Below are 12,962 nucleotides of genomic sequence, written 5' to 3'. Positions count from 1 at the left end.
TTAAGAAACCTGTTGCATCACAATCAAAATCTAGCTATACAGGTAACTAATCTTTGAAGGCGTAGTTGTTTCTACGCCTTTCTAGTTTCAATAAAATCTTATGAATAATTTACTAATGATTCAAAGAGAAAAGTTAATCTATTTGAAGGATAATAGGTACTTCTTTTTCGAAGCTGAAGAACAAATTGCAATTGAAGAGCAAATCAAGGCAGAGTTTCCATTATTTAATGAGTTAGAAAATAGAGACAACAAAAAAATTTCTATTAATCATTTTGATGTTTATATTATTAAAAATATGGCAGATTTCAGAACACAAATAGATTTAAATGATGGAAACGATAAGTTTTTAGTTTTTTTTGATTTGATTCTGTTTATTTCTAAAAATGTGAATGTGTGTATAGATTGTCTAATAGAAAGATATGTTGAAGGATGTAATAATGACATTTATGAACTAGCTAATACGTTAGAAGACACTGTTTTTCTCTTTGAAAACAGTACATTTTTTTTGAAGCAAGTAATGGAGAAACTAAAAAAATTTAAAATAGGAATATACGATAGGAAAACAAAATTAAATTACCCTACGCAAATAATTTGTTTTCCGAGATGTAAAAATTTTGTGCCTCCTATTATTGATAGCTTGAATAACTACAAAAATAATGGAACTAGTCATAGAGAAAATAAAATTTTAAATTTAGAAAGCTTCACTGGCAGATTATCCCCAGTTGTTGAATATGAAAATCTATCACAACAAGATCGTTTTTATTATCCAGTTTATGGGGCAGTATCAGCATCGAAGATAGAAGAAAAAAAATATACTTATCATGGTGGAAAAGGGATTAATAATGAACAAGCAAAAGAAAGTGCCATAGGGGAAAGCATAGAGAGATACAGTGCTCGAGTATTTGGGGATGAAGAAACTATTTTAGAATCAGAGGAATGGATTGTCAATTCAAATTTAGAATATCTTTCTCCTACTCGTTTATTTCCGTTAAAAGAGCTCAACTATTCATCAAAAAAAAGAATTGAATGGGTTCGTGGAAAAAACTTAAAGGATAATATTGATACTCTAATTCCTGCAAATGTGATTTTTTTTCCATATGTAAAAAATAAAAGTTTACATTTTACTTCACAATCTACTACAGGGTTAGCATCAGGAACAACTTTAAAGGAAGCTATTCTACAAGGAATTTTAGAAATTATAGAGAGAAACTATTATTCTATATTATTCAGAAATAATGATATTAATAAAAAAATTATTGATATAGATTTGCCCAGTATAGAAATTTTAAATATACCATGGTTAAAATCTATATATCAGAATTTCAATCTAAATTTAACGCTGTTATCGAAAAAATATGGGGTGTATGTTGTTCATTGTGTATTAGAAAATAAAACAGAATTTCCTAAAGCTACCCATGGCTCTGGGGCAGCACTTAGCTTAGATATAGCTATAAGAAGAGCAGTTTGCGAAGCTTTTCAGTTAAGAACTTCTCAAATTATATTAAAAAACACTGGAGAAATACTGGAAACCGATTATAAAGCATATAAAGAATGGGGAAATGGTAAGCAAGACTATTATTCTATTTTTTTAAACAAACAAGAAAGAAAAAAAATACTATATTGTGATGAGGTTCTTAGTACAAAAAATATAAGCATTGATGAACTGAATTCTGCGTTAAATCAAAATGGGTATGAAGTATTTTTTTATGATTTATCTAGAAAAGATGTGCCACTAAAAACAGTTAGAGTTATTATCCCCGAAATGCAAGATATTGATAACGAAATGAATAAGCTTACTAAAAATTTAATTAACATAAAGCAGCTAAATAAAAAAATACTATTTACTTGACGATGTTTGGAGAAAAGTTATGTCAAAAATATCGATATATTATATTTTCAATGGTTTAGTAGTATTCGCATTACAATTATTTGGAGCAATTTCTTATATATTTTTGAATCAAAAAGGATATTCCTTTCTGGAAATTAATTTGTATCTTTCTATTTTTTGGTTTGTAAGTACAGTTATGGAAATTCCATCGGGGACATTTGTAGATACAATTGGAACCAGAAAAACTCTCATTTTGAGTTATTGTACTAGAGCTATAGGATTGATGACCCTTTTATTTTCCTATAATATTAAAATTCTTATCCTATCGGGAATATTCACTGGAGTAGCAGAAGCACTGTCTTCCGGGACTTTAGATACATGGATAACGAACGAAGTCAAAGGAGAAGATAAAAATATCTCTATGAGAAATATTTTTTCTCGAGTAAGAACTATTTCACCAATTATAGGAATAGCATCTGGATTTATTGGAGCCCAATATTTTGCGAAAATAAACATTCAAATACCTTTTTTTATATCAATGGTTTCTTTTTTTCTAATAGCCATCTTAGCACTATTTTTTATAGATGAACCTAGAATTATAAAAAAACTGACTATCAAAGAATTTACACATATATACAAAGAGAATATTCGTGAAATTTTTACTATTATATCTAATACCAATGGGTTTTGGTTTTATATTATGTTATTTATTATACCTTCTATTCTAGATGTTGGACCGTCTAATCAATGGCAAATGATTATAACTAATAAAAATAATGATATTGTAACTGGTTATTTTTGGATTCTTATAGGAATGGCAACAATCTTATCCAATCTATTTATATCAAAATTTATCAAATCAAGTTCAAATACCAAAAAACTTATGTACTCTTTAATTATCATAGACGGCACTATTATTACATTAGTTTCTCTTGATATCTTAAATTATTTTTTCTTTTTAGGTCACGTTTTCATATTTGGAATATGTTCAACATTGATAGTGACATATATTCATGATGAATTAATTGTTTCAAACGAATTAAGGGCGAGTATTATTTCGGTATATTATACACTGGTTTCTTTTGTGGTCAGTTTCATGTTGCTTATAAATGGAAAACTATCAGATATCTATGGAATTAAAACCTCATGGTTAATTTTTGTAATATTTTCAATGGTTCTTTTAATCGTACTTTCACTAAATAGAAAAAGGGAGATATAAATATGGATAATATAGAAAAATTTTTTTTTGAAGGAGAGCTTAGACAAATTCCTAAAAAAGAAAAATATAAGTTATTACTATTTGATTATTTACATGAAAAATTTGAATTCGATAGAGAATATACTGAAAGTGAAATTAACGCTATTTTAAAAAATATTTATCCTGACTTCGCTATTCTAAGGAGATATCTTATTGATTATGGATACCTCCTTAGGGAAAATGACGGATCCATATATACAAAAATATTGAAAGAGCGGTAATAGATATGAATAGTCCTATTATCGTACGTTCTCCTATATTACCTCTGTGTATAAATAGTTTAGTTAAACATAACAAAATTTCTACTGTTAATAAGCTAATTGATCTAAGTTATAAAGATGCAGTTTCTTATTCCTTTAGTGATATATCAACTAGTTATTACGCTAAAAAATTAAAATACTATTTACGAGCATCGTATAGAACAACTCAATTTGATGACATGGTGGATGAATTTTTGATGAACAGTCCTTATCAAAAAAATCAAATTAATCAAAATAAAAAAATCGAAAAACAGTACATTTCAAATAAACATAATACTGATGTTAAGTTAGAGTTAAACCCTTTCATCTATAAATATACGGATAATATTTTTCTCGTTTTTACCAGTAAGAGTTCCATAAAAAAAATTGAGTCTAACTTTTTTACACAATCAATAAATAGTTTATTAAATAAACAAAAGTATACCTATAATAATTTAATAAGTATATTATGTAAGCAATTATCTTTATCTGAGGAAATAGTACGAGAAAGTGTAGATGATTTAATCAATAATGAGTTTTTATTGATGCAGAATAGAACATTGAAAAAATTTGGTCGTAAAAATGGGTTTATAGACAAAAGTATATCTAGCTTAAGCGAAGTTAAATTAGATGACTCTATGATAGCCTATACAGAATCAGTTATGAGAGCACTTCTATCTGGTGTATATTATGAAGGTTATTCTACATCAGTAAATAATTTCGTAGAAAAGTATGGAGAAAACTTGGTTCCACTAGAAGTATTGATTAAGGATCCTGAATTTATAAAAAATATTCTAACTATAAAATCTGAAGTAGCTCCTAATAGCACATTTATTACATTTATAAAAGAAAAGCAGCAAGAAGCAATATTGTTAAACAAACAAGTTATAAATGTAAACTGGAAGGAATTGAAAAAACACGTTTTATCAGAGAAAAATGAAAGTGATCAAGGATTTGATTTGTTCTTTCATTTATATTTAAAAAACGAAAAAAAAATAATTGATATTGATACAGGACATAATATATTTAATTCTGGAAAATCACATTCTTTTTTTAAAACAGAGAGTGATATTATTGAATATAATTTTTTTGACGATACTATTTGGTATCTTACAAGAAAAAACAAAAGTAATGAGGAAAAGATAATATCAGAAGGATTTTCTCGTTATTTTATAGGTGTTGCTGAAAATAACGAATTCTTTGTTTACGATAGTGTAAAAAGGTGTCCAGTAAATTTAATTGCAAAAAATAATCTTAACTTAAATCTTTATCCGATACCTTTCCAACTATTACTAATCTGTTCTAATAAAAATAATTTGACCTGTAACATCAGGAATAAATTTTTGCTAAAAGATAGTTTTTTTTCTCCAGAAGTTAGAATAAACAATATGATATTGAATAAAAAAACATGGAACTTTTCTAGTTTAAAATATAATGTTAGCAGTTTTGAAAAATTTACTTTATTTATTGAACAACTGATAGGTAACAATTTGATATCTACTGAGGTAGTATTAATGAATGAAGACATACAAAGCTTGTACAATCTAAAAATAATTGAAGATTTAAAATTCCTTTATTCTCAAGTGAAAAAAGGAAAAGAAGTAATACTCAAAGAAAACTTGCAAGAATACTCACCAATATATATCAATAATCTAACTCACGCTAATCAATGCATTATTTCATTTCCGCCTAGGGAAATTACAAAGAGTAAGTATATTAGTAGAAATTTACTAAATAATGATAATCAGTATAATGAAGAATTGTTTTATACTATTAAACTTATCGCTGATGAATATCATTCCAATAAAGATCTGCATAGAATAAAAGATGAATTAATAAAAAAAGTAAGTATAAAACATTACTTTTGGATAAACTATAAAAATACTAGAGGAAATCTAGAGGTAAGACTAAGAGTTAAAGCGGATTACATTCCGAAACTATTGTTAGAATTTGAAAATATACGAAAAAGCGGTGTACACATAAAAATAGAAAGGTATTACTATGAATCGTATAGATACTACAATATAGGTAATAGGGTGTTTAAAAAGTTTTCTATTTATGATTCGTATTTTTATGATAATATAGCAAAAGCATTTTATGATGAAATCTCTAATATTATTATAAATACTAACACGTGGTTAGCAGCATTTTATGACGACTCATTAATTAGTAAAGTGAAGGTATTAGAAAAGTATCACACAATAAAACGAAACAATGAATTGAAAGCATATGTCCAAAAAAATAAAAATAAAATATATGAAAAAAAATTAATGAAGCTTCAAGAAATAATATCTAGAGAGAAATTATCAGTTGTACCTATTCAAGAAATTCAGTCTTTAATACACATTAGTAATAATCGAATTATCGGAACAAATACAAAGCTTGAAAGAGAAATATATAAAGAAATATTACTTAGTTTTAAGGAGACGATTTATAAAAATGGAATTTTATAAAGCGTGGTGTATTCTAGAAGAAATCGAAAATTTAAAATTCTTAAATAATTATAATATAAATGTAGATAGTAAATATATATTTCAAATTGAAAGAATTCATGCTTCGGATAAGATTAAGAATGAGAACATGCCGTTTGAACACTTACCTGAAATGGATGTGGGAAGTAAAATCGATTATTACGACTGGAGAAAAAGAAATAATTATCCAGAAATAGACGACCTGATTTCAAATCACCATCTAAGTAATAGACAGATAACTACAGTCCAAATCGAAAAATTGAATGTTAATGATCTTCTAATGTTTTTTACTAATAGTAATTTGGTATCAGAAATCAAAAAAAAGATTAAGTTAGATATCCACTTTGAATATTGTTCAAGTAATGAATATAAATGTGTAGAGCTACCATATTCTAAAAAAAGCGTTATTTTAATGGGTAGAAAAAAGGAGCGGGTTTCTTTTGAAGAATCTATTTACCTTTTTCATGAAATAGGGCACGCTATTTATAATAGTTTTAAATATGATAATAGTTACTATGTTCCCATTGAGCTTGATGAACTTTTTGCCCATATATTTGAATTTTACTTTTACTATAACTATCATTATCTCAAAATGGGAATGGATAAGGATTTATTGTCATATAAAAGTGTTTTACATCAGAAATTAACTAACAATGTGATATATACAGATTTTTTATATCATTTATATAAAAAAAAATTGATGAAGATGAAGTGCAGAGGCTATTGAACACTATTGCAATAAAAAATGGAATAAATATTGAATTAATAAAAAATGCTAACTGGAAAGAGATACCAGAGATTTTTAGTTATCCATTCTATTCAGGCTCATATATATTTATCCAATCCTTTATTTTAAATTTTATTTGCGATAGTAAAAAGAGAATAGACCTTTCAGAGTTTAGTATTGATATTCTAAATGTCATGAAAAGTCTATCAAAAAATTGGAGACAAATAAATTGGATTAGAGAACTAAACTGTCTTTTTATAAATTATTAAGACCAAATATTATGTATAAAATTGCGTTAGAAGAAATAAAAGAAACCGAAAAGATTCCTTTCTTTTCGGTTTCTTTATTTTGTGCGACCAATTGAATTTTCAGGATTCATTTCCTTGGCAGTTAAAGATAGTGGTTCTATTTTTTTATTTTCAGCAATCAATTTTAAAACTAAAAAAACAGCCAATAAGACGATGATTGCTCCAAAAATTGGTGTGTAGCTAACACCAACGGTTTTAGTTACCTGTCCCCCAATAAATGAGCCGAATGCAATTCCAATATTGAATGCAGAAATATTAAATGCTGAGGCTAGGGTAATATCTTTTGGTGTATAGTTTTCCGCCAGTTGGACAACATAAAATTGTAATCCGGGTACATTCATGAATGAGAAGAGTCCCAAGACGAGAGTGGCGACTGTTGCTAATAATTTATTTCCGCTTAAAATCGTAAAAAATAGAAATAGAAGAGAAAGTACTAGCAAACCAAACATAATACCTAGAGCTTTCAAAGGTTGTTGATTAGAATAATGCCCACCAATCGTATTTCCAATGGCTACCATTAGCCCATAAATAACTAATAAGATAACGACAGCATGTGCAGAGTAACCAATTTTATCTTGTAAAATTGGTGTGAGATAAGTATACGCAGCGAAAGTTCCGCCATAGCCGAGAGCAGTAACCAAAAAGGAACCAACTAAAAATTTATTTTTAAAAATTCGTAGAATACCTTTTAAATCTATCGATCCTGGGACGGGTAAACCACTTGGGATCAAGAATAAATTGGCAAGTAACCCTATAGCACCGACAACTGCAATAAAAATGAATGTCATGTGCCAACTCGTCTGTTGCCCTATAAATGTACCTAATGGAACGCCTGTTACAGTAGCGACAGTTAAGCCAGTAAACATAATAGCGATTGCGCTGGCACGTTTATGTGGTGCAACAACATCTGCTGCAATGACACTTGAAACTGACATAAAGATACCGTGTGCAAGGGCAGAAATAACACGACCAATTAGTAACATGGTAAAACTTGCAGCAAACGCAGCAAATAGATTTCCAATAATGAATAAAGACATAATCATCATCATTAAAGATTTTCGATTCCATTTTCCAGTTAAAATAGTTAAGACTGGTGCACCAACAGTAACGCCAATTGCGTAAAGGGAAACTGTCAGTCCTGCTTGTGCCAAACTAACGTGAAAGCTCTCAACAATTAAAGGCATGAGACCAACACTGATAAATTCAGTTGAACCAATTGCAAAGGCATTGATAACCAATGCCATCAACGTAAACGTGGGTGAGATTTTATTTTTCATTTTTGTCCTCCTAAAAGTTTGTTACCTGACGAATAGAAAATATAGACCTTATTTACGAAAGTAGAAAGTACCTACTTTTTAGTGCAATAGATACTATTTGGTAACATTTGCGTAAGTACGCAAAAAAAATCATTTCATTGGGACATTAGAAAATTTTCATTTAAGACACTGATTGCCAATTTATAGTCCTTGTAAAAATTTTTTTGCTCTGAAAAGTTAGTAGAAGGTGCTAGTATTTGGACGTATCTTTTTTGGAGGAGAGTAAGACAATGGAAAAAAATCCGACCATTTATTTTCTGAAAAGCTATTGAAAAGTCGCTTTAGAACTGAATGAAAACAAAGAACGTACACTTTGTGAAATTTGGAATCCGAGAGATGAAAGTGAACCCGAAATGAAATACCATATGCAAAGCTTATGTTGATGGAGGAAAAAATGACACCGACACAATTTGGAGCAAAAACCAGAAATTTAGCAAAGAGTACAGGATTAAATGTACAGTTAGTGCAAAGGCATTTTATGATGGATGGTTTAATTGAACAAATTTCTGAATCAAAGTATAAAAATGACTTCATTTTAAAAGGCGGCTTTTTATTAGGATCAAAATATGGAAGCGATAGAAGAACAACAATTGATAGCAATCCGACATTTAGAAATAGGAAATTAACTGAAGAAAAATTAAATTGATGGCTAATTTAGAGAAAGCACGTGTGCCGTTTAAAATGGATGTGACAATAGGAGATTCGATTTGTCCTGAAGTAGACCACTTGTCTGGTATTGTTATAATCATTTACAATCTTTGAAATGCCAACTCCATTTTTAAGATCCTCAACAATGCTTTTATAAACAAGGCGACGTTGGGGATCTTTTGCGTCTATAATATAAAGCTTCGGACGTCCTTTGTAAACGCTATTCGCTTTAGCAATTTAAATCCTTTATGCCTAGCGTCGTTTAGATTAGGTACGTTCTTGTTCAGTAATCATGGCCAAAATTTGAATGATCAAATCTTTAATGAATTTGTCCATGAGTGGATTTCTGATTGCTTCAGCCATGATTAGTCTTTATTGACAAAGAGTCAACGTTAGTTAACGTTTTTGAGGTTAGGCTACCTTTTTTTGCAAATTTTTTTTTGGTTGGTTATTGACGATATAATTAAAAGGTCTTCAAAGGACTAATATTAAAGTAGAGGTGAATTTTATGATTAAAAGAAAAATTTTCTTAACATCTTCAATTTTATTAATCTCCAGTTCTTTATTATTTACAGCTGGCACACCTGTGTTTGCTAATGAAAACACAGAAGTTACTTTAAGCCAACCAATAAATGAAAATATCACTGAGCAAGAACTTACTGAAGGGTTTAATCAATTAGCTAGTTTGACAATTGATGATCTTATTACTATGTTAAAGCAACACGGCGTTGACCCATCTACAGTTTTTACTGCTCAGGAAATAGCCTCAGCTAGAAGTCAAGAAATGTTAAGAGCAGGCAGAAATACAGTATTGAATGTTAATAATGAAACTAAGGATGTCTATATTAATTTTTATATAGCTACTACAGCAAAAACACTTGGGTTTACTGCAGTAGTCCATTATGTAGGACTAGGCTGGCTAGCACAAGCTGTGACAGGTTCAATTGCAGCGAATATCAATACGAGTAAAGGGATCATTGTTCGCATAAATAAACAGCCTGGTTGGAAATGGGGATCAAATATAGATCGTTTGGTAATTATAGGTGTACGCAGTCAATAAAATTGCTGATTTTGATTGGAGGAATATTACTTGAAAAATTTATCTAAGATAGGACAAGTTCTTTATTTCTTAGTACTAATGGTGATTTTTGAATTGGTGAATACATTTATTATTAATCAGCTTCCTATCTATATACGTATTATATTACTAGTGATTATTGCTTGGGGATATGAAACAATTGTAAGTTATTTATTTAAAAAAAGTCATACTAAAAATAAAGAATAATTGATTGTAAAGTAACTACTAGCAGTTAAAAAATACGAACTATTTCGACATGGGGAATGGCCAATTTTCAAGCTAACCTCGAATAACGATAGTCACGTTTGGTTGATCAATAGACTACATAGCGAACAATAAAAAGAGAGGTTACGAGTCTACTCTCTCTTTTTTGTGGTGTTTTCTTTGCATCGAACACCATTTTTTGGTCTGAATAGCTAGTAAATCATTATATATTTCAGACATATCTTTTCCTGTTGATAATGATAAAGAATAGATGAATACAGCAGGCAAGCTTTTGACACTTTTTTCTCTAGTAACCCATGAAGCAATTGTGGACGGTTTCGTATTGTCAGGTTCAGCAAACTGCACGACAGTCAGTAACAGTTGACGTAATCTATGAAATTGCAAAAAACTGTAAAATCAACGAACGTCCACCCTTTATCTAAAAAAGTGTGAACGTTTTCTAACTAGGTATTTCTTTAAAATAAATTTATCAAGACTTGAATAAATTTATTTGGGCTATTTTGTTTAGGGCGTAGAGGAACAACTCAATGTAGAAAATGATAGATAATTATTTATACTGAAAAGTGGAAATGTGTGAAATAAGTGAGCAAGGCTCGTTAACTAAAAAAGAAGGGATTTGTAATGAATAAACTTATTCCACTATTTCTAGTGTTGTTTGTGGACGAAATGATTATTCGCCATGCTGGAGTAAATAACATAAATATATTGATTTTGTAGCTATATTGTTGTTTTGTCTTATATTTTGGAAGATGGATGACTTTAATTGGAGGAATCGTTGTCATGAACGGTATAGGATGTGCTATTTTAGCTAACAAAAGAGAGAAGTCACCAAATAAATTATTTGATGACTTTGTGAAAAAATGATAAAAAAATTAAAGTGTTATGGATGATATAAATATAACAAGAAAATAGTTTAAACCATTTTTAAACTTTAATTTGAAAGCAAAAAAATTAAAGTAAAACTGCATGTAAAATATTATACAAGGATGATGTAGTTGAGAATTTAGTTTTATATGAGTAACAAAAAAGCCCACTTTATTGCAATAAAGTGGGCTTTTTTGTGTTGTATGAATGCCAAAGCTTTTTATTTTCAACCAAGGTATTTAAAAATAAAAAATATTAGTTGATACAATCATATATAAATTAAGGGGAATAGTAGTTAAAAGCTATGTCATAATTTTTTTTGGAGGGTGTTTTAATTTTGAAAAAAGGTTTTCATATAAGTATGGAATGGGTGAGATACTTAATATATTTTTTTGGTATTATTATGTATGTGAGTCTTTTAGGAAATAATATTTGGGGTGATGAAGCATACACTTTAGGAGTAGTTAATAATACTTTTAAAGACATAATAAAAATAACTTCAGAAGATGTACATCCGCCATTGTATTATATACTACTAAAAATTTTCCTTACTTTTTTTCATAATAAATTGTTGTGGTCAAAAATCTTTTCTATCTTGCCTTATCTAGTAGTGTTGGTAAATGGAACAATTTTGGTTAAAAGGACATTAGGAGAAAAAATAGCAACTCTATTTGCCTTATTTTTTGTTTGCTCGCCTTTTTTGTTAAGATACGCTGTTGAAATAAGAATGTATTCTTTAGCAGCGTGTTTTGTATTTTTTTCAGCTATATCTGCTTATGATTTTTTTGTCAATTATAATTATGCTAACTGTATAAAGTTGTCTATTTATAGTTTATGTGCAATGTACACCCATTATTTTGCTTTAATTTCTATAATGATTATTTATGGAATCCTACTATTATGTATAATCAAATCTAAACGTAATGTCTACAAGTATGTTCTTTCTGTATTTATACTATTTATTGGATACATGCCTTGGATAAAAATTTTCATTTTACAAGCAAAAGATGTTTCTAATGATTTTTGGATTCCTCAAATAACTGGATTTAGTTTGATAAAGATGATCTATACAGTTATAGCTGGTGAATTTAGTAATAATATTTTGGCATATTTTGTGTTTATCATTATTTCTATTCTAGTTATTTGTTGCGTGTATCAACAAAAAAATAATTTTAAAGCAATCTTCTGCTTGTTAGTGCCGTTAGGAACTTTCTTAATTGGTATTTTTCTATCCATTGTTATTCAACCAATATTTATTATTAAATATTTAATTCCATGCTTTCCTTTATATGTACTTTTTCTAGCAATTATTTGTGGTAAACAGAAAAAAATGAAGTCGACTCTAATAATATGTTGTATGATAATCTTGTTTTTTGGTAATTTTTTCACTTTCTATCGAAGGGTTCATTCCCCTGAAAATCAATTAGTAGACACTCATTTTATTCAAAAATATTCTTCTTATGATGGTTATATTATTGATAAATTTGCAAATGATCAATTCGCATTAGTTTTATCATGGTATATTCAGGATAAAGTAGTGTATACGCGTGCAAGTGAACAAGGAAATCCGTATAATCACAAAAATATAAAAGAATTTTTTCAAAACAAAAAAGGGGATTATGTATTGATAACTGGTATGGATAACCCTGTTTCTATAAAAGGTTATCATTGTGAATATAAAGAATCAATTCCTAGCCAGAGACCTATCGCAAGGGTTTTTATAGTGAGTAAGTAGAAAAAATAAAAAACGAAATTTTAAGCCGTTCGATAAACCAACAGAATTGAACAAAGAAGTATCTTTTATCCAATCAAAATTTAAACCATTTTTTTTGAAAAAAGCTGCGAAAGGCTTCAAAAAAACAGACTATATCACTATATCAAAGGAAAAAAGTATTGTAACTTCTGAGAAAAATCAACAAACAAATCGTAAACGTCCATTTACGATAAGAAAAACAAGTAAATAAGAAGTTACAGTTATAAACGAATATTTCATTTGAAAA

The 12,962-nt window shown here is 28.6% G+C and carries 9 protein-coding genes and 2 pseudogenes; 9 read left to right on the top strand and 2 right to left on the bottom strand.

What is annotated here, in order from left to right:
* Positions 1-115: 115 nt before the first annotated feature.
* From AC4BC3_RS10205 to AC4BC3_RS10185, 5 genes are read left to right on the top strand one after another with little or no spacing between them, the layout of a single operon-like run.
* Positions 116-1,849 (top strand): YcaO-like family protein, encoded by a 1,734-nt coding sequence (locus tag AC4BC3_RS10205; protein WP_490466428.1) that lies wholly within the window; start codon positions 116-118, stop codon positions 1,847-1,849.
* A gap of 19 nt (positions 1,850-1,868) precedes the next feature.
* Entirely contained in the window at positions 1,869-3,047 is a 1,179-nt protein-coding gene (locus AC4BC3_RS10200) for an MFS transporter (protein ID WP_490466427.1), read from the top strand.
* Between the two features lie 2 nt (positions 3,048-3,049).
* Positions 3,050-3,307 (top strand): DUF2087 domain-containing protein, encoded by a 258-nt coding sequence (locus AC4BC3_RS10195; protein ID WP_490466426.1) that lies wholly within the window; start codon positions 3,050-3,052, stop codon positions 3,305-3,307.
* Between the two features lie 5 nt (positions 3,308-3,312).
* Positions 3,313-5,778: a hypothetical protein gene (locus AC4BC3_RS10190; RefSeq protein ID WP_490466425.1), complete on the top strand. Its 2,466-nt coding sequence runs from the start codon at positions 3,313-3,315 to the stop codon at positions 5,776-5,778.
* Entirely contained in the window at positions 5,765-6,523 is a 759-nt protein-coding gene (locus AC4BC3_RS10185; RefSeq protein ID WP_490466424.1) for a hypothetical protein, read from the top strand. Before AC4BC3_RS10190 ends, AC4BC3_RS10185 begins: the two co-directional genes overlap by 14 nt.
* Positions 6,524-6,866: 343 nt before the next feature.
* Here the strand turns inward: AC4BC3_RS10185 and AC4BC3_RS10180 are convergent, their stop codons facing one another.
* A complete protein-coding gene (locus tag AC4BC3_RS10180) occupies positions 6,867-8,108 on the bottom strand; it encodes an MFS transporter (protein WP_490466423.1) in 1,242 nt (413 codons plus the stop codon).
* A gap of 433 nt (positions 8,109-8,541) precedes the next feature.
* Between AC4BC3_RS10180 and AC4BC3_RS10175 the strand changes: the two are divergent.
* Positions 8,542-8,870 (top strand): annotated as a pseudogene (locus AC4BC3_RS10175) (nucleotidyl transferase AbiEii/AbiGii toxin family protein); the annotation flags it as partial.
* Here the strand turns inward: AC4BC3_RS10175 and AC4BC3_RS10170 are convergent.
* Positions 8,802-9,161: pseudogene (locus tag AC4BC3_RS10170) on the bottom strand (hypothetical protein); the annotation flags it as partial. The pseudogenes AC4BC3_RS10175 and AC4BC3_RS10170 sit on opposite strands and share 69 nt — an antisense overlap.
* Before the next feature lie 142 nt (positions 9,162-9,303).
* Here AC4BC3_RS10170 and AC4BC3_RS10165 point away from each other — a divergent pair.
* From AC4BC3_RS10165 to AC4BC3_RS10155, 3 genes are all read left to right on the top strand, one after another.
* Complete coding sequence (locus AC4BC3_RS10165) at positions 9,304-9,855, top strand: hypothetical protein (protein WP_490466422.1); 552 nt, start codon at positions 9,304-9,306, stop codon at positions 9,853-9,855.
* Positions 9,856-9,885: 30 nt separating this feature from the next.
* On the top strand, positions 9,886-10,080 hold the full coding sequence (locus tag AC4BC3_RS10160; protein ID WP_206907277.1) for a hypothetical protein: 195 nt from the start codon (positions 9,886-9,888) through the stop codon (positions 10,078-10,080).
* 1,219 nt (positions 10,081-11,299) lie between these two features.
* Positions 11,300-12,697, top strand: coding sequence for a glycosyltransferase family 39 protein (locus AC4BC3_RS10155; protein ID WP_206907275.1), 1,398 nt, complete (start codon positions 11,300-11,302; stop codon positions 12,695-12,697).
* The last annotated feature ends 265 nt before the right edge of the window (positions 12,698-12,962 follow it).

The sequence above is a fragment of the Enterococcus sp. AAFC-DPL-6103 genome (assembly GCF_058216595.1).
Note: the sequence above shows the minus strand (reverse complement) of the source record. Positions and strands in the feature narration are given on the sequence as shown.

Excerpts from the sequence above, each read along its gene's own strand:
- AC4BC3_RS10205 (WP_490466428.1), top strand. The coding sequence starts at position 116 with ATGATTCAAAGAGAAAAGTTAATCTATTTGAAGGATAATAGGTACTTC.
- AC4BC3_RS10200 (WP_490466427.1), top strand. The coding sequence starts at position 1,869 with ATGTCAAAAATATCGATATATTATATTTTCAATGGTTTAGTAGTATTC.
- AC4BC3_RS10195 (WP_490466426.1), top strand. The coding sequence starts at position 3,050 with ATGGATAATATAGAAAAATTTTTTTTTGAAGGAGAGCTTAGACAAATT.
- AC4BC3_RS10190 (WP_490466425.1), top strand. The coding sequence starts at position 3,313 with ATGAATAGTCCTATTATCGTACGTTCTCCTATATTACCTCTGTGTATA.
- AC4BC3_RS10185 (WP_490466424.1), top strand. The coding sequence starts at position 5,765 with ATGGAATTTTATAAAGCGTGGTGTATTCTAGAAGAAATCGAAAATTTA.
- AC4BC3_RS10180 (WP_490466423.1), bottom strand. The coding sequence starts at position 8,108 with ATGAAAAATAAAATCTCACCCACGTTTACGTTGATGGCATTGGTTATC.
- AC4BC3_RS10165 (WP_490466422.1), top strand. The coding sequence starts at position 9,304 with ATGATTAAAAGAAAAATTTTCTTAACATCTTCAATTTTATTAATCTCC.